11 protein-coding genes are annotated in these 19,473 nt (G+C 40.3%); 3 read left to right on the forward strand and 8 right to left on the reverse strand.

What is annotated here, in order from left to right:
* Nucleotides 1–58: 58 nt before the first annotated feature.
* The 4 genes from IOD06_RS12875 to IOD06_RS12890 form a co-directional block, all read right to left on the reverse strand.
* Nucleotides 59–1,057 carry an adenosine deaminase gene (locus IOD06_RS12875; protein ID WP_194621192.1) on the reverse strand — a complete coding sequence of 333 codons (999 nt, stop codon included), beginning with the start codon at nucleotides 1,055–1,057 and terminating at the stop codon, nucleotides 59–61.
* A gap of 214 nt (nucleotides 1,058–1,271) precedes the next feature.
* On the reverse strand, nucleotides 1,272–1,796 hold the full coding sequence (locus IOD06_RS12880; protein WP_010196580.1) for a TPM domain-containing protein: 525 nt from the start codon (nucleotides 1,794–1,796) through the stop codon (nucleotides 1,272–1,274).
* Nucleotides 1,797–1,916: 120 nt separating this feature from the next.
* Nucleotides 1,917–3,119, reverse strand: coding sequence for a YgcG family protein (locus IOD06_RS12885; RefSeq protein ID WP_194621193.1), 1,203 nt, complete (start codon nucleotides 3,117–3,119; stop codon nucleotides 1,917–1,919).
* A 141-nt stretch (nucleotides 3,120–3,260) separates the two neighbouring features.
* Nucleotides 3,261–3,893 carry a LemA family protein gene (locus IOD06_RS12890; protein ID WP_189586868.1) on the reverse strand — a complete coding sequence of 211 codons (633 nt, stop codon included), beginning with the start codon at nucleotides 3,891–3,893 and terminating at the stop codon, nucleotides 3,261–3,263.
* A 1,013-nt stretch (nucleotides 3,894–4,906) separates the two neighbouring features.
* Between IOD06_RS12890 and IOD06_RS12895 the strand changes: the two genes are divergently transcribed.
* Complete coding sequence (locus IOD06_RS12895) at nucleotides 4,907–6,454, forward strand: sodium:alanine symporter family protein (RefSeq protein ID WP_010196574.1); 1,548 nt, start codon at nucleotides 4,907–4,909, stop codon at nucleotides 6,452–6,454.
* 216 nt (nucleotides 6,455–6,670) lie between these two features.
* Here the strand turns inward: IOD06_RS12895 and IOD06_RS12900 are convergent, their stop codons facing one another.
* Both IOD06_RS12900 and IOD06_RS12905 read right to left on the reverse strand, forming a co-directional pair.
* Nucleotides 6,671–7,282 (reverse strand): fasciclin domain-containing protein, encoded by a 612-nt coding sequence (locus IOD06_RS12900; RefSeq protein WP_194621194.1) that lies wholly within the window; start codon nucleotides 7,280–7,282, stop codon nucleotides 6,671–6,673.
* Between the two features lie 415 nt (nucleotides 7,283–7,697).
* Entirely contained in the window at nucleotides 7,698–8,252 is a 555-nt protein-coding gene (locus tag IOD06_RS12905; protein ID WP_194621195.1) for a fasciclin domain-containing protein, read from the reverse strand.
* 536 nt (nucleotides 8,253–8,788) lie between these two features.
* Between IOD06_RS12905 and metH the strand changes: the two genes are divergently transcribed.
* Nucleotides 8,789–12,595, forward strand: a complete 3,807-nt coding sequence (gene metH, locus IOD06_RS12910; protein WP_194621196.1) for a methionine synthase — start codon at nucleotides 8,789–8,791, stop codon at nucleotides 12,593–12,595.
* Between the two features lie 208 nt (nucleotides 12,596–12,803).
* On the forward strand, nucleotides 12,804–13,733 hold the full coding sequence (locus tag IOD06_RS12915) for a bile acid:sodium symporter family protein (RefSeq protein WP_194621197.1): 930 nt from the start codon (nucleotides 12,804–12,806) through the stop codon (nucleotides 13,731–13,733).
* Between the two features lie 118 nt (nucleotides 13,734–13,851).
* Here IOD06_RS12915 and IOD06_RS12920 read toward each other — a convergent pair whose 3' ends face one another.
* Together IOD06_RS12920 and IOD06_RS12925 are read right to left on the reverse strand one after the other, a co-directional pair.
* Nucleotides 13,852–14,715 (reverse strand): hypothetical protein, encoded by an 864-nt coding sequence (locus IOD06_RS12920; protein ID WP_194621198.1) that lies wholly within the window; start codon nucleotides 14,713–14,715, stop codon nucleotides 13,852–13,854.
* Nucleotides 14,708–19,453 carry an ATP-binding protein gene (locus IOD06_RS12925; protein WP_194621199.1) on the reverse strand — a complete coding sequence of 1,582 codons (4,746 nt, stop codon included), beginning with the start codon at nucleotides 19,451–19,453 and terminating at the stop codon, nucleotides 14,708–14,710. The genes IOD06_RS12920 and IOD06_RS12925 overlap by 8 nt, the downstream gene beginning before the upstream one ends.
* Nucleotides 19,454–19,473 lie beyond the last annotated feature (20 nt).

Consider the following 19,473-nt stretch of genomic DNA (forward strand, 5'->3'; position numbering starts at 1 on the left):
CCTAACGACTGGTATCAACCGTTAAGCCTTCACTACTAAAAAATAAACGCATTAAAGCTTATTTCAACGCAAGATCGACCTTCGCTAAGTAGGATTCTTTTAACTCATCACTGATAAATGAGGAGTTAAAGGAGTTCTTTACTAAAGTAACGACATCGTCTTCCGTTAGCGGTAAGTTTTCGCATATATTTATAAAGTTCTGATTCATATAGCCTTTGAAATATGCTGGATCGTCTGAATTGACACTGATATTCAAACCATAATCCAGCAGCTCTTTGATATTGTGTTCTTTATAGTTTTCAAAGACCTTGAGTTCGATATTTGAGTTCGGACAAACTGTCAGCGGCATTTGCTCGTCTTTGAGCCTTTGCATCAATTCTGGGCTTTTTATAGACTGCACACCATGATCGATTCTATTAATCTCTAATAAATCCAAAGCTTCATAGATATACGAAAAATCTGCCTCTTCGCCTGCATGAGCGACCAGCTTAAAGCCTTCTTCTTTGGCTTTTTTGAATACTTCTTTAAATTTCGATGGTGGGTTGCCCAATTCTGATGAATCAAGACCAACACCGATGATATCGTTTTTGAACGCCAATGCTTGCTCTAAGGTTTCAAACGCCTCTTCTTGTGATAAATGTCTTAAGAAGCACATAATGATACAAGACGTAATACCATACTTTTCTTTAGCCTCTACGAGCGCTTCTTTGATACCAGTGATTACGGCTTCAAAAGACACACCACGTTCGGTATGCGTCTGTGGGTCAAAAAATATCTCCGTGTGAATGACATTGTCTTCAACACATTTAAGAATGTATTCCCACGTCAAATCATAAAAATCATCTTTTGTGAGCAGGACATTGGCGCCCGCATAGTAGATATCTAAAAAGGTCTGTAGATTGGTGAAGTTATAAGCACTGCGTACATCTTCTATGTCTGTATAAGGAATCTCTACTTGGTTTTTTTTCGCCAATCTAAACATCAGCTCAGGTTCTAGCGAGCCTTCAATATGTAGATGAAGTTCCGCTTTTGGTAGCTTCTTTATTAACTCGATCATAGTGTTCCAGTAATGGTTTTTGATAAAGGCTTTTTTTTAAGGCTTTCTTTCTGAGGCTTGCTCTCTATAAATGCGTCTGGCTATAGATGTGTTTGGAAGCGCCCTCTTGTTTAAAAGTCTATTATATTTGGATTTCGCCTAAAACCCTATAGATTAAGATCAAAACGTCCTACCTTGTTATAAGCATCACTTCATAAATGCTACTTCATAAACGCTATTTCAAAAACACCACCGTATCGGACAGCTCATTACCTGCTGGGTTATTCTCAAGATGATAGTACTGACGCAGTACCTGCCCAACTTCGTCTAATAATTCAGCCAAGCTCTCTTCGGTGTTTTTGTTGGCGATACCCGACACGGCTTTCTCACACATCGCCCGCCAGACTGTGGGGCTCACATGAGCGCTGATACCGCGATCCGCAACTATCTCTAATTGATGCTCACAGATATTTACATAAACCAAGACACCCGTGTTTTCTTCGGTGTCCCACACTCGATACTCGCTAAATAAATCCACCGCACGCTCGCGACAGTCGATATGATAAGCATCCTGAGTCGGCAGGTGGTTTTCTATAATTAAAAACACTTCCCCACGATGACCACGCTCTGCGCTAGTGACCTTATCTGTCAAACGGGCTTTGGCTTCTGCTGTCAGCCATTTGCTGTGCAGCAAAGGCACGAATAAGACCTGACGCCACCAGCGGGCAAAACTGGCTTTTGGAGCATTGTTTTCTGACATTTAATTGTTTCCTCACAGACATCATTTTTGCAGGTTGTTTGCGTTTGTTTTACTGCGGCTTCATTTGCTTGGTTTTTACTAACCAATTTTTAATAGTTACTTACAATTTTTAATAGTTACTTACCATGAGCCACCAGCACCGCCACCGCCAAATCCACCACCGCCGCCACCAAAGCCGCCGCCTCCGAAACCCCCACCGCCAAAGCCGCCACCACTTCCGCCACCCATACCGGGTAAGAAAATCATACCGCCGCGTCGTCTGCCACCTTTACCGCCGCCACCTTTGCCACCACCGCCGCCGCGTGAGATCAAAAACAGCCATATAAATATTGCCATAATCAATGTCATAAAGAACCCGCCGCCCAGTGCCAGCGAGCCAGCAAAAAAACCACCTGCGGTAATGATAGAACCAAATACTCGGCCTAAAATATTGGTAATAAAACTACCAAATATCATTGCCATAATAAATAAGAAAATAGGTGATGGTAGCTCATCTGAGCCTTGCTGGACATTACGCTCCGCAGCTTGAGCATCGGCACGGGCCAATACGTCAGGATCAGCAGTCAGACGCGTTTTAAATGCCTCGACACCTGCTAGTATCCCTGCGCCATAGTTGTCTTGCTTAAACAATGGTGTGATGTCTTCACGAATGATACGGTTGACCGCAGCATCTGGTAACACACCCTCTAGCCCATAACCCGTTAGGACATACATATCACGGTCATTGACTGCGACGACAATCAGCAAACCATCATCGATATCTTTATCACCCAACTGCCATTTCTCTGCAACCTGCAAAGCATAGTCAAAGATAGGCAAACCATTGGTAGTCGGCACAATGACGACAGCTGCCTGCGCCAAACCTTGTTGATAGATACTTCTGAGCTGCGCCTCTAAGCGCTGCTTTTCTTGCGGGTTTAAAATATCGGCTTGGTCAATAACAGGGCTGTTTAATATGAGCTTGTTCGCATCGACACTTTCAGCATTTGATTGAACAGTTGGCTTAGCAGGCGCTCGTGTTGCTGGATTTTCACTATTAGCCGTGTCATTGTCAGCCGCATTAGGGTTGATCGCATCGTTGCCCAGTATGGCTTCGTTAATTGCCTCGTTACCCAATACCGCATCATTGATGGCTTCGTTGGACTCGCCTGCTTTGGCAATGGCTACCAAATCCTCGACACTGCGGTTTTGCAGATTCGAGGGGCTGTTTGAGCCACTATCGGTAGCCACTGCCGTATCATTAGGTGCCGCATACAGCACTGGCGCACTACTGATGCTCAGTGTGAATAGTAATACTGATAAGATTGCTTTTGAATGATTCATCTAATCTATACCACCTCAAATGACGTCTGTGCTGAATGAATGGCGACTACTGCAATAACTATGAGCTTCGTTTATCTTTTAAGCATCAAGCCTTATTATGCATCGTACTTTTTGTGCACCGTATTTTTTATGCACCATACTTTACTGAGCAGCTGCTGCATCGTCGTCGCCAAAGTCAACACTGGGTGCTGTTGAAATGGCTTCTTCGTTGGCTACTGTAAAGTTTGGCTTGGTATCTAGACCAAATACTTTGGCAGTGATATTGGTTGGAAATTGACGCACCGTCGTATTATAGCTTTGTACTTCTTGAATATAGCGGTTACGAGCAACGGCGATACGGTTTTCCGTGCCTTCTAGCTGTGCTTGCAAATCTTGGAACAAGGCATCTGACTTGAGCTCAGGATAGCGCTCAGAGACGGCCATTAGACGCGATAAAGCGCCAGTCATCTGCTCTTGCGCAGCCGCATAACGCTCCATCGCTTCAGGGTCGTTGAGCACCTCAGGGGTCACGGTGATACCACCGGCACGTGAGCGCGCTTCAGCCACTTGGGTAAACACCTCTTGCTCTTGCTCTGCGTATTGCTGTACGACTTTGACCAAGTTTGGCACTAGGTCTGAGCGGCGTTGGTATTGGTTGACTACTTCTGACCACGAAGCCGTTACCTGCTCATCTTGTGCTTGCAGATTGTTATAACCACAACCCGTCAAACCAACGGTAGAAGTCGCTAATACTGCTGATAGCAACATGGGTTTTACAATGGATTTACGCGTCATCGTTGTCTCTCCTAATAATGTTAAATAACAAATACCTAGTAACACGTTTTTTTACAGCTGATATAACCACTTGTTCAACCATCCTGTACGTCTATTATCCAGTCCATCAACTGCTACTTTATTCAATAGAATGATAGTCGTCAGTAACGGTTACATTTTATAGCCTACAAGACATTCTGCCAATAATGGCGATATAACCCACTTTTTACAATTCATCGTTACCAAAACACAACCGCCACGCCTAATCATATTGGCATTTATACTTGCGTACACTATGGTTATATTTATCCAAAAGCCTAACTATGTTGACTAATAAGCCATTTCGCTCTGGACTGCGGGTAAAACAATAATGTAGCAGTTACAAAACTCCTTTGTTTCATCGCTATTTATTGTGGGGTCTGTCGTCTCAAACATCGAGATATCCTGCTACTCTTAAAGAAATTTCTAGTAATTGTGCCAAAAATATGGCAAATTGCAGTTACGTAGCCGTACGGTTTGAATACATTTGGTAGTGGACTTATCGTTTGTTTAGTATTAGAGGATTACGAACGTCTGGTTAACTCTGTTCAGGGATCGCCAAAGCCTCAACTTACAAATCGACAAGCTTTTACCAGTGTAGCCAATCGATACGACTCATAGCAAGTTGAATGCTATCACTTTACTGATAAGTATTTAATTATATAACCGCCTGTTTTATCCGCTGGTCCATTTATAACAGCTATTGCGTCAATGACGTAATGACTGGATGTACCGCATAATGAAGACAGCAAAGGATTGCAACTGCAGCTCATTTTGAAATTGACTCTGATGAGCGGTATACACATGGTCAGTGTTGCGAATAGGCCAAGCGGATAAATACAGACAACTACAGTCCATTCTGAGTGGCTAAGTACATATAAGACTTAACGAGATGTGTAAGTCTATGCAGGCAAACTAAGTGAGCCACTAGAGCAATTGGTTGACGCCAGTATTAGTATTAATAGCCACTTTGAGACAGTATTAGGAATATACATATGGAAGGTTTAGTCAATTTAGTAAACGGAATTATCTGGAGCCCTGCACTGATCTATCTGTGTCTGGGTGCGGGTCTGTTTTATTCCATTATGACGCGCTTCGTACAAGTACGTCTATTCGGTGAAATGATCAAGTTACTATTCACCGGTAAATCTAGCGCACAAGGTATTTCATCATTTCAGGCACTTGCCGTCTCACTCGCAGGACGCGTGGGTATGGGTAACATCGCTGGGGTAGCTGCTGCTATCGGTTTCGGTGGTCCAGGTGCAGTATTTTGGATGTGGGTTGTGGCCTTCTTAGGGGCATCTACTGCCTACGTCGAGTCTACCCTTGCACAGATTTACAAAGAAAAAGATGTGATTACTGGCGAATATCGCGGTGGCCCTGCTTATTACTTTGAGCGTGCCCTTGGTCAAAAATGGTACGGTATTCTCTTCGCCATCGCCTCTATTTTAGCTTGCGGTATGTTCTTACCAGGCGTACAGGCAAACGGTGTTATCAGTGCATTCGCACAGGTGATGGGTGAAGGTACTATCATGAACGTCGGAGGCCTAGAAGTTGGCTCTATGCGTTTAGTGGCACTAGGTATCATTCTAGTCGTTCTAGGTATCATCATCTTTGGTGGTATTAAGCGTATTGCAACTTTTACCGAGTTTGCTGTACCTTTTATGGCACTAGGTTATATCGTTTTAGCCTTAATTATTATGTTCTCTAATGTCAGCTTGATCCCAGATGTATTTGGTATGATCATTGGTGATGCATTCACTGCACAAGCAGGTTTCGGTGCTGCTATTGGTTGGGGTGTAAAACGTGGTATTTACTCTAACGAAGCTGGACAAGGTACTGGCCCTCACGCTGCTGCTGCTGCTGAAGTTGAGCATCCATCACAGCAAGGTTTAGTACAGGCATTCTCAGTATATGTCGATACGTTGCTAGTCTGTTCTGCTACCGCCTTTATGATTTTATCTACAGGCATGTATAACATTCAAGGTACGCTTCCAGATGGTCAGTTCATCGTACAGAATGTTGCAGCTGGTGTTGAGATTAACTCACCTGCCTTTACGCAAATGGCAATGGAATCTGTCTATGGCACCTATGGTAATACCTTTATTGCCATCGCAGTATTCTTCTTTGCCTTTACTACGATTTTGGCTTATTACTACATCGCTGAAGTAAACGTGGCTTACTTGACTCGCTTCCTCGGTCGCGGTGCCAATAAAACTGGTCTATTCTTAGTCAAAATTCTAATCATGGTGATGGTTGCCTACGGTGGCTTGAATTCAGCTGGTTATATCTGGGCTATTGGTGATATTGGTGTTGGCCTCATGGCTTGGCTCAATATTGTTGGTATCTTGGTCATCTTCATTGTGGCTCGTCCAACACTGACTATGCTAAAAGATTATGAAGCTCAGCGTAAAGCTGGCGTGAAACGCTATAGTTTTGATCCTGCCAAATTTGGTATCAAAAACGCACCGTATTGGGAAGAGCGTCATCTAGCTGAACAAAAAAGAATGAACGCAGATCCACTACGTAAAGACAACGTATAATATTCTTTAGTTTGGTACTGCTGCACCCTACTCATTGCGTATAAAAAGCCCGAGACTATTGTCTCGGGCTTTTTTGTGCCGATACTCTTATAGATCGTCGTAAAAAATACCAAGATAAATATATTGGCACAAAAAAGCCCAGCTCAATGGCTAGGCTCTTTCAGTATTATCTATACGTCAACTACTGATAAGTCATGACCAGTAGTCTGTAAAAAATTACTCAGGCATTAATACTGCATCGATAGTGTGTACCACACCATTGGTTGCCATGATGTCAGTACCAGTGATGTTAGCCGTTCCACCAGTAGCATCTGTAATGACGTTAGCATCGCTAATAGAAATCGTTGCGCCGTTAGCGGTTTTGATGTCAGTAGCGTAAGGGATATCAGCGGCTTTAACTTCCATAGGTACTACATGGTAAGGAAGTACTTTCTTAAGTAGATCAGTATTGGCCAATAACTCTTCTTTAGTCACGCCTAACTTCTCTAGTACTGGAGCAAAAGCATCGTCAGTTGGGGCAAATACTGTGTATTTGGTATCTTCCATCAACATAGTATCAAGACCAGCGGCTTGAAGCGCTGCTGTAAGGATAGTTAGGTTCTCATTGCCTGCCGCTATTTCAGCGATAGTCTGTGTAGCTTCCATGTCCATTTCAGTCATTGGCTCTGCTTCAACCATTGGATCAGCTTCAGCAACTGGCTCAACTGCCATTTCTTCAGTGGTAACTTCAGGATCAACTGGATCAGTAGCGGCTTCTTTGTCACTACAAGCGGCTAGTGACATGGCGGCTGTAACTACGGCGATAGATAGTAAGTTTTTCTTTAACATAGGTATTTCCTTGTAGATAATTAATTAAATAATGTGATTAACAAATATTCATTTTAAATAAAGATAAAAGTGACTGATATCTTGCAGACAGTACTGACTACTTATTATCCAGTCCTGATATCAAATTCGCTATATCGATAACTATAATTCTAACGGTTTAATTTTTAATTGGTACTTACTTAGGTAGCAACACTGTATCAATCACGTGTACGCTGTTGTTGACTTTTATTCTAGATATGGCGTATCGGCAATACAACTGCTTTATAATTGCTAATACGCTATTTTGAAGTAGCACTATTTGACATACTATATATCTAAAAATGCCATTATCTGATTATTGACTCATACAGATAACGGCTGTTATTGGCTCAATCTCTACCCTATAGAAAGTAGAGATATCAGGTTTTGATTACTCTTATTTAGGTAACAATACTTTATCGATCACGTGTACCACACCATTGTTAGCAGCGATGTCAGTTTTCAAGATGTTAGCTGTGCGGCCATTTTCATCCATCAACTTACCTTCTTTAGTTACCATCAAGGTATCTTTGCTGGCTGTCATGACATTACCAGGCTTAACGTCTTTAGCGTACATGGCCATATCACCACTCACAACGTGATAACCTAATACCTTGGTTAACAAAGGCTTGTTAGCGAACAACTGCGCTTTGGTCATACCGGTTTCTTGTAATGCTTGCATAAAGGCAGCATTGGTCGGTGCGAATACGGTGTAATGAGCATTAGGATCAGACAACATGCCTGCTAGACCGGCTGCTTGTACTGCCTCTACCAATACTGAGAACTCAGGATTGCTTTGCGCCACTTGTACGACATTCATTTTTGCCATAGATTGGCTGTGCATTGGCGCTTTCATATCCGCGCTTTTGCTTGGCATCATATTATTACAAGCGCTTAGGCCTGCGATTGAAAGAGCAAGTGTACCGATAGTAGCAATTTTAGTAATTTTCATAATATATCCCTTAATGATTGAATCATTCTTGATTATTGTATTACTGACTTACAGAGTAGATAATTGGCTTTAGAATGTGTTAATTGCGCTATTGATAATATTTATCAAATAGTAATAACAATGAACACTTTCTTGTAAGTTTTTCTTACCAACAGCCAATTCTTCTGAAATTAAATTAACATATAGAAAAGCCTTATGAATTCACTTTTACGCTACTTTTTGTCGTAGGCATGTAAGTTCTGTCGGACTTTTAATAGTCTTGATAGGTTTTAACCTTAAAAACAAAGCTTTATGTAATCTTTAAACGAAATGATATTCATTTGTGCCTATTTATTTTATGCAATAAACTCCAAACTTGATGGCTCAAAAAGCAGATTTTGTATCTGCCATATTGCCAAAGAGGAATAAGCACTATCCCGCGTGGGATATTATTTTCATGCTAAAATAATGCGACTTTTCCGACGACTTTTATATACATTTACATCCTATTTGCTATCCCCTCCTTTTATGACATTGACGATATAAGCAGCGCTCCTATGACCCAAACAATGACTTCAAACACTGATGCCACTTCTATCTCATCACAATCTGCTGATGACTTTATACTGACGCCACCTGCCGTGTTTCCGTACAAAGAGCAGCAGCTAACAGCACGTGCCCGTATCACTGAGCAAATGGCCTCAAGAATTTTGATGTTAGACGGGGCGATGGGTACGCAGATTCAAACCTATAAATTAGAAGAAGCAGATTATCGTGGTGAACGTTTTGCGGATATAGATCAAGACGTGCGCGGCAATAATGATTTGCTCGTACTTTCACAACCACAAATGATTATAGACATTCATAACGATCATTTAACTGCTGGTGCGGATATCATCGAGACCAATAGCTTCAACGGTACGCGTCTATCCATGGCCGACTACGATATGCAGTATCTGGTACCTGAGTTAAATAGGACGGCAGCTCAACTTGCCCGCAGTGCAGCAGATGCGTTCACTGCCAAGACACCTGATAAGCCTCGTTTCGTCGCTGGTGTCGTAGGCCCTACCTCACGCACGTGCTCGCTATCACCTGATGTCAATGATCCAGCCTTTCGTAATATCACCTTTGATGAATTGGTACTCAACTACCGTGAAGCGACTTTATGCCTGATAGAAGGTGGTGTCGACCTTATCCTAATCGAAACTATTTTTGATACGCTCAATGCAAAAGCAGCAATATTTGCCATTACTGGCGTGTTTGATGATATTGGTTTTGAATTACCGATTATGATTTCGGGTACGATTACTGATGCGTCAGGTCGTACGTTATCAGGGCAAACCGCTGAGGCGTTTTATAACTCTATTCGCCACGCCAAACCATTATCGGTTGGCTTCAACTGTGCGCTTGGTGCCGATGCGCTGCGTCCACACATTCAAACGTTATCTAATATCGCCAATACTTATGTGTCAGCGCATCCAAATGCAGGCCTGCCCAATGAGTTTGGTGAATATGATGAAACCGCTGATGAGACGACAGCATTGCTTGAAGGCTTTGCAAAGGCAGGTATTTTAAATATCGTGGGCGGCTGTTGTGGTACGACACCAGAACACATTCGCCAAATCGCGAATATGGTAAAAAACTATGCGCCGCGCGTGATTCCTGAAATCGCCCCTGCCTGCCGCTTATCTGGACTTGAGCCATTTACCATCACAGCAGACAGCTTATTCGTCAATGTGGGTGAACGTACCAACGTGACAGGCTCTAAAAAGTTCTTACGCTTGATCAAAACGGAAGCTTATACCGAAGCACTCGATGTCGCCCGCGATCAGGTAGAAGGCGGCGCGCAAATCGTCGATATCAATATGGATGAGGGCATGCTCGACTCCAAGCAGGCGATGATTCACTTCATCAACTTGGTATCGGGCGAGCCAGACATCAGCCGCGTACCGCTCATGATTGACTCCTCTAAATGGGACATCATCGAAGAAGGCCTAAAACGCACGCAGGGCAAATCTGTCGTCAACTCTATATCACTAAAAGAAGGTCATGCTGAGTTCGTCGAGCGCGCCAAACTGTGTATGCGCTACGGTGCCGCCGTTATCGTCATGGCATTTGATGAAGATGGTCAAGCCGATACTTACGAGCGCAAAATTCAAATCTGTCAGCGCAGCTATGATGTGTTGGTCAACGAGGTTGGCTTCCCTTCTGAAGATATTATCTTTGATCCGAACATCTTTGCCGTTGCCACTGGTATCACTGAGCACAACAACTACGGCGCGGATTTCATCAACGCCACTAAATGGATTACGGATAACTTGCCAAACGCCATGGTATCGGGCGGCGTGTCTAACGTTTCGTTTAGTTTCCGTGGTAACCCGATTCGTGAAGCCATTAACTCCGTCTTCCTGTTTCATGCGATTACAAACGGCCTGACCATGGGTATCGTCAACCCAGCCATGCTTGAGTTATACGATGATATTCCAAAGGAAGCTCGTGACGCTATCGAAGATGTCATGCTCAACCGCAATCAAGGCGAAACAGGTCAAGACGCGACTGAACGCCTGATGACAGCAGCCGAAAACTATCAAGACGGTGGCAAGAAAAAAGAAAGCACGATCGACATGAGCTGGCGTGAAGGCACAGTAGAAGCCCGTATTGCCCATGCGCTGGTCAAAGGTATTACCACCTTTATCGAAGCCGATACCAAAGAAGCGTGGGAGAAATACCCCAAACCGCTAGAAGTCATCGAAGGCCCACTCATGGACGGTATGAATATCGTCGGTGATTTATTCGGTGCCGGTAAAATGTTCCTCCCGCAAGTCGTGAAATCTGCCCGCGTGATGAAGCAGTCTGTTGCGTGGCTGAACCCGTATATCGAGGCTGAAAAAGTCGAAGGCGAAGTCAAAGGTAAAATCCTGATGGCAACCGTCAAAGGTGACGTGCATGATATCGGCAAAAACATCGTCGGCGTGGTACTTGGCTGTAATGGCTATGACATTGTCGATTTGGGCGTGATGGTACCTTGTGAAAAAATTCTCGATACCGCCATTGCAGAAAAAGTCGATATCATCGGCCTATCTGGTTTGATTACCCCGAGCCTCGATGAAATGGTCTATGTCGCCAAGCAAATGCAAGAGCGCGGCATGACGCTACCACTCATGATTGGCGGTGCCACCACCTCTAAAGCGCATACCGCCGTCAAGGTTGAGCCACAGTATCAAAACGATGGTGTCATCTACGTCACTGATGCCTCACGCTCCGTCGGTGTGGTCACCAAGCTGCTATCAAAAGAGCATCGTCAAGCGCTAATCGATGAGACACGTGAAGAGTACGTCAAAGTACGTGAGCGTCTAGCCAAGCGTCAGCCAAAAGCGGCTAAGATCTCTTATGCGAACTCGGTCAAGATTGGCTTTCAGTACGATTGGGAAAACTATGTGCCACCAGTGCCTAATAAATTAGGACAAGTGATATTGGATGATTACCCTATCACCAATCTACTGCCATATATTGATTGGACACCGTTCTTTATCTCTTGGGGACTGGTCGGTAAGTATCCGAAAATATTGCAAGACGATGTGGTTGGCGAAGCGGCTCGTGATTTATTTGAAAATGCCAATGAGCTGATGCAAAAGATGATCGATGAGAAGTCACTCGTGGCCAAAGGGGTGTTTAAGCTTATGCCTGCGCGCCGTACTGGTGCCGATACGGTCACGGTCTACGACAATACGCCTGCTGATGGCGGCAAACCAACCTATCAGTTTGAACACTTACGTCAGCAAAGCAACCGTTCACAAGAGGGGGCCAGTGGCAAGCCGAACTTTAGCTTGGCGGACTTTATCTCGCCATCGGACACCCACACTGATCACTTGGGCGGCTTTACCGTCTCAATCGTCGGTACAGAAGCACTCGCTGAAAAGTATAAAGCAGCAGGCGATGACTATAATGCCATTATGGTACAGGCACTGTCTGACCGTTTAGCAGAAGCTTTCGCTGAGCATTTACATGAGCTAATTCGTAAAGAATATTGGGGCTACCAACCGACTGAGTCACTCACCAATGATGAGATGATTAAAGAGAAATACGTCGGTATCCGCCCTGCGCCTGGCTACCCTGCTTGCCCTGAGCATACCGAAAAAGGCAAGTTGTTTGACTGGCTCGGTACGGTAGATGCGATTGGTACGACGTTAACCGAAAGCTATGCGATGTGGCCTGCGTCATCGGTCAGCGGATTCTATTACTCGCATCCTGACAGTGAATACTTCAACGTCGGTAAGATCAGTCGTGATCAGTTAGAGAGTTATGCTGAGCGTAAAGGCTGGGATATGAAAACAGCTGAGAAGTGGTTAAATCCGAATTTATAGTAGATTGGCTAATGCAATTATAGAAACCTGATAGTTATTTTTTGGCTTACTTATTGAATATAAGTAAGCCATTTTTTATCGCATTATATTTTGCCCACCATCAGCAAACTTATCGCTACGTTAATAGCAAAATACTTTTATGATTTGCTAACAAGAACCATGCTAGATTATTGTCTATTCTATTATTTTTATCTTTGTGAGATAGGCTATGAATCAGATTGCATTACTTTCTAGTTGGATTGGCAAAACCTTTGCAATCTGGGCATTGGTCAGTGCTGTTTTGGGATTTATTTTTCCTGAATTTTTTGCTTCGTTAGCTTTCTTGATCGTTCCCATACTTGGCATCATTATGTTTGGGATGGGCATGACGCTCAAAACGGAAGATTTCCTAGAGATTGTCAAACGCCCTAAGCCTGTACTGGTTGGGCTATTGGCACAGTTCACGCTAATGCCTCTCATTGCTTACTTATTGACAATAATTTTCAACCTCGATCCTTTAATAGCAGTCGGTGTTATCTTGGTTGGTTGTTGCCCGGGTGGTACGTCTAGTAACGTGATTACGTTTTTAGCCAAAGGTGATGTCGCTTTGAGTGTGGCGATTACCTCTATCTCTACCCTGCTTGCACCTTTTCTGACCCCTATTCTGCTCAGTGTTTTTGCGGGGCAGCTGATTGATATCGATTTGGCCAGTATGATGATCACCATTACGAAAATCGTCATCTTGCCCATATTACTGGGTGTTATCTTTCATAAATTTTTAGGTAAAAAAATCGAGTTCGTCACCGAGGTATTACCGATGGTATCGGTATTGGGTATCTCAATCATTATAGCGGCGGTGGTTGCCGTGTCTAAAGCGACTATATTGGATAGCGGTGCTATCGTATTTATCGTGGTTGCCTTACATAATATGACGGGTTATACCTTGGGGTATTTGATCGCCCGTTTGTCTGGCTTTACGGAGAAACAACGCCGCGCGATTATGATAGAAGTGGGCATGCAAAACTCTGGTCTAGGCGCTGCCCTTGCGGCAACTTATTTCAACCCTGTCGCGGCCTTACCTAGTGCGATATTTAGCGTGTGGCATAACTTTAGTGGTGCGCTGGTTGCGAATATTTTTGCGAAGAAAGATGCTAGTTAGGTGGTTTTAATGATTGAATTCCAATTTATAGATTTGGTTTTGGTTAGAAATATTTGATGCGGAATTGGCTTTTGTAGTTAATTCTGCTTTGCTTCAAAATCAACTTACAACTTACAACTTACAACTTAAAAGTATAAAAAACCATATCAGGAATAAAGCCATGCAGCTTAGCATAGTAATCTTCTCTTAATATCAAGTCACATCCTTCCAATTTTGCGATATTAGCATTAGTACCAGCTAATGACGCTCCATTGCCTATCAGCTCTTCTCTCCATTGCCTATAAATTAATACTGTATCTTGGTTATTATCTAAAGCTCTCAAGCCATTCTTATAGATATCTAGAGTCAAACCAAGCATATCTAACAATTCATTGTTCAGCCAAAGAACGTTAGGAGCTTCTATACTATGGAGATTAGGATATATACCCTGAATTCTTGGCTCATCATAGCAGAATGTATTATTCCAAATGTCATCTGAAGCATTTTGACAATACAACGGGTTCGTATGCATCTTTATCGGTAGTAAGCCTTCAAATAATACAGCGCCTCGGTTTGTGTCATTGGTACTATAGTCTCTCTCTGCTAATTGTTGTTCAAACCTAGCTATTCTTATAAAGCCATTAAAGTTATCTGGTTCTTTAAATCCTACATCACTTTCAAATGGTGTCGTTATATCTGGACGTTGGATAAGAGACTTAGAGTAAGCAATAATACTTTTTATGTCAATCTTACCGTTATTCTCAAAAATAAATGATTCGGCGTAGTTATCATTGAGGTATTTACAGACTTGAGTAAAAACGAGGTTTTCGATATATATATTTGGCGAAAGTCTCTGCTCGTGAATATTAATAAAATTATCAAACGTATCCCTGTTAAACTCTGAAAAAATGGTACTTCTTATTACATCAGTCTTAATACCAATATTTTGCAGATATTTAAGAAATTTACTAGATTTTATTATTGATAGACAGTGTTCATCCATTATTTATATCCTCTAGTAACTCAATAATAGTATTCTTAATATATAAATTATCTATGTTTGAAGCTTGAAGTAATTCAACCTCTATACTTGTCAAAATCTGGTGACAATGCTCTTTTTCAACTAGTAATAGCTCTAATATACTAGCGATAGATAGTTGATAAAATCTTTCACTATTTATAAGCAACCACTTTAGAGGTTTAATTAAAAGTGTTTGATCATAAGCAATTAAGTAGCTAATCGCTACCAGTACTTCTCTTTGAATATGAGAATCTTGATGCTTAGTTTTACTTAGCATTAGTACAATAGCCAACTCATCCTGATTCATGGCAGTTAATAGAGAGTCTTCTACATCCTCCCACTTGAAATCATTCACATCGGGTAGTCTGCTTTCAATAAAGCTGTAGCCTCGCTCATACATATTGATAATTGTTTTACTATCTATACTTGCATATTCAAAGGCAATAAGGAGGTTTGAAGTTGATTCTGCCATATAATCATTTGTTGGATATTCTGAAGATATTATATGAGAAAGTTCTTCAAGAGTCAGATCTAGGTTTATTTCTACTGCTTTTTTGAAGGATTCTTTATTTATAAATCTTTGAAGCCATCCACCTGTTGAGTAAGCAAAATTATTAACAAATAGAGTAACCTTTAATAGATCGTTCAACTGTAATCGATCAATTAAGGAGAATATTTTTTCATAGTATTTGCTTGCTTCTCTAGGACTCCTTTTTCTAATCAGATTTAGAAGTAGATTTTTTATAGTATTGCCATCGTTATGTTCTTCAAGATAAAAGTAGATAAAATTAAAGTCGCTATCAGATAAATAGCTCTTTTTATCATAAAACTCTATTATTTTTTCCAATGGCTTATGCATAATAGAATCATTAATATCTAGATTTTTATTTAAAAATTCAATTAAACCGCCATTAAGATTCATTGAGTAGGTATTGGTATTTCGAGATCTCTCTTTATCTGCTTTATATATTAAGTCAAAATTATTTACTATAGATTTGAACCATATTTCAGTTTTGGCTTCTAAAGTGTTATAACTATCATTCCAGTCTCTACTTAGCAAGTTAATCAGAGACGATTTAGCTAAACTCGTATCAATATCTTTAATAGACGAGATAACATCTAAAAACCCACTTAAATATTCATCTCTATTATCAGTAGGCAATAATTTGTATAAAAAGTTCAGTATTAAAGGATTGATACCTCTATCAGTATTTAAAACCTCTACAAACATATAGTCAAGTTTCCAAAAATAGGGCTCTTCAATTAGTTGGTCTATAAGGTACTCTACAGCTAAAAGATAATCGATGTTTAATAGTTCTTTAAACCAAGCTATGACTAGCCACCTAATACCCTTCCCATCCTCTGTATGTTTCATTACTGCATCGTTTAAGTATTTTAGTTTTTTGGCATACTTTAAAGCTACGTTTGGGTCAATTCTGTTAATAGCAGTGAGGGGATCGATTAACTCTGATAGAGTAGTATCTTTTCGAGAGGTATACTTAGTTGTATACTCGGTAGCTTTCTTTAATTCTTCTTTAGCTTTTTCTAATTTCTCTGACTTAGCATAGTAGATTGATTTTTTAAAATGGTTCTCGACATATTCATAATATTCTGAATCCGCTGACTCGCCAAATTTATCATAGGCTTCGATGATAAAAGGCATGTTGTCTGCGTTAATAAAATTTCTTTCTACTATAGACAGTGCTGGAAACGGGAGTTTTACTATATTCTCAATAACATCTTTCCAGTAACTTTTCGTCTCTATATGTTTTAAGGATTGTCTAATAGTTCGGTCTAGTAACTCGCTAATATAATGATCCAAGTGTAAAGCCCTAGGACTGCCTTTAAAACGATCTACATCACTTGCTAAGAAGTTAAGGTTAGCAACGATTTTTTGTTCTTGCTCATCCTCTTCTACTGTATATTCAATAATGAAAATATTTATAAAGTATTTTAACCAATTATAAAAGAAGTTAAGCGGAGGAATAGTGCTTTCAAAATCTACTAGCGCTTTTATATCGTGCTGAGCATATTGGCTGACATTGAAATAAAATTCATTTAAGTCGCTGCTGTCAATATGGTCATTAATGAAATCTATACTTAGAGGCTGATTATCAAAAGGCTGGATATTAGCGGTATTTTTTAAATTAAGTCTTTGTGGAAGATTACGTACTTCTAACAAAAGATTAATTCTTCTAGCAACTCGCTCATCTTCGTCGTTGGTAATAGACTGGTAAAGCTCTAGAACGGTATCTATTTGCCTAATTTCTACTAAAGCGATTACAACTTCATCTAAGAATTCTTTATGTTCGTCTTTTGCTATAGCGAGGAAGAATTTTCTAAGCCTATCACTATTTCCAATTAGACTGTAAGTACAATATTTAATGTGTTCTAGTTCTATTTCGTCGTCAAACAGACTGTTTACTTCATCCCATCTTGGTAAATAACCATTTTTCTGTAAAATAATAAAAGCCTTAGCTGTCACTTCATCATTAAAGTTTTTCTCACCATTAAAAAATAGCAGTGAGTTAGCTATTTCTGTACCATAAATCAAGCAAATAGCTTCAAAATAAAGCTCAAAATTCTCTAAAAACTGGCTGTGATGCTCTTCAGTATTAGTTGTGGAGATCGTCCGATTCAATTCACTTAAATAAATAAAAAGTGACCAGTCTTGCAAAGCCTCCGCTACTCTCAAAAAATTTTTGAAATTGTTTTTTATCATCCTTTCTGGATGACCGTGATAAAGGCTATCAACCAGAAAGTCATTATTTGCGTATTTTAATACATCTTTGTGCCTACCAGACCTTATGTAATACTTTAATAAGTACCGATAAGATTTCGCATTATTATAAAAGCCTTTTTCTTCAAGCCATTGAATTATACTTCTATAAATGTTGTTTGGACCCTCAGGAGGCATTTTTTCAAGGGTAAACCTTCGGAAACTGTCATGATATAGAGTAATTCCACCTCTAGCTGCATTTTCAGAAAGGATAGGAGAGAGTATTTTCAATTCACTATCAAAATAGTGACTAACAGGACTTATCTCTTTTAACTCAGTTCTAGTAACTGAGAATTCTAAACAGGCTAAAATTTCAGAGGTTGTATTTCGAATGATCTGGTCAGATAAGTATTTATAATAGCTTTTTAAATTAAAGTCGTAGGGTGGTAGGTCTTCTATATAGTCTATTGAAATACTGGGTTGGTTAGTAATAGATTTAAGAATATAAGTTAAATAAAGTGGGTTTCCTTGGCTCTTTTGAGTGAGCAGTATCGATAAATACTGTTCTTCTAGTTTAATATCATCGACACTAAACCTTTCCATTAGTAGCTTGGTATCGTCTTCATCCCAACGAGGTAGGTCTATCCTTGTAAAGTTGTAATCCTCTATTAAAGTTTGAACTTCATTTACAGGCTGAGAACCTAAGATTATTGAAACGTTAGAAGGTAATACAATTTGAGATATATAGTTAATAATTCTAGTTTTGTCTTGTGAAAGTGAGGTTGAGTTACTCAATACTCTTTCAACATGGTCTAATCCATCTATGATAATAACCAATGGTATATTTATTTTTCCTAATAGCAGGTTTAACTCATCAAGATCAGCCGTTAGCAAACTTGTCTTTTCCATTATTAATTCGGGAAAATAACCTACTATACTACTAATTAGATTTCCGAAAAATACGTTTGATGTGATTCTATCTTCGTATAAATCATCTTCTGTGCTAGTAAAACAGTAATGACGAATGACCTGACTGTCCTTGGCTTCTAGGTATGTAATAAAGTTAGTTAAAAACCATGACTTTCCAGCACCAGGCTCACCAATCAATAAGCTTTTATGGCTATCAATTATTTGGCCTAGAAATTCTTGATATTTACTTGATATCACTATATTTTTAGAAGTATCTATTTTAAATTTTTGTTCAATTGCTCCATAGTCAGTTCTCAATCTTAAGTCACTAAGTATGTCTTGTACGGAAACCTCCTTTGACTTACTTCTATAATCTCCTACTAACTTGGCAAGTCTTACCAGAAAGTCGATAACGTATATATCATCGTTGGGGTACTGTTCTATTCCTAGCTTCTTCGCTTGTCCTATAAGAATTTTTTCCAAATAACTAGGATTAGCAAAGTCTAAGCTAGCTTTTGGTAGCTCTAACTCGATGACCAGCTCATCACAAAATTTTTGAAAAAGGTTTCTATCTACTGATTTTTCTTTAACATATCTACTAAAGTTAGTCCAACGATTAAATTTTTCAGGTTTAGTTTTCCAAATATTATCTAAATTTATTTTAAATAATTTGGTGGGGTAATCATTAAATGAAAAACTAGTATTCTGAATAGTTAAAGCACGTCTAATGTCTTCATTTATAGGTGCGTTCCACGCTAGGCATAACCTGAACTCCGTTTCAGGCGTTCTAAGGTCGTTCCATGCTTCAAACAACTTATAAATAGCTAACCCATAGCCACTATCATTAGCAAGATCATCCTTTACTAGCGTTTTATCAGTAGAATCATTGCTATACTTTATTTGTTTACGCTGTATTTTTATTCCATTCGTGATAACTAAGTCATCGAACTTATCAAGCACACCATCTGAAGTGTTTTTCTTATCAATAGTAAAAACGCTTTCAAAATTACCTTCTAGTATTTCTTTTAGAACGAAATAGCTTGTAATTAAGTCTTGATAGTCGTAGCCTTCGTGTGCACTGTTTAAGCTCAAGGTATGACTCCTTAAATCTA

This window comes from Psychrobacter sp. N25K4-3-2 (assembly GCF_015351755.1).
In the GTDB taxonomy this organism is placed as follows: domain Bacteria; phylum Pseudomonadota; class Gammaproteobacteria; order Pseudomonadales; family Moraxellaceae; genus Psychrobacter; species Psychrobacter glaciei.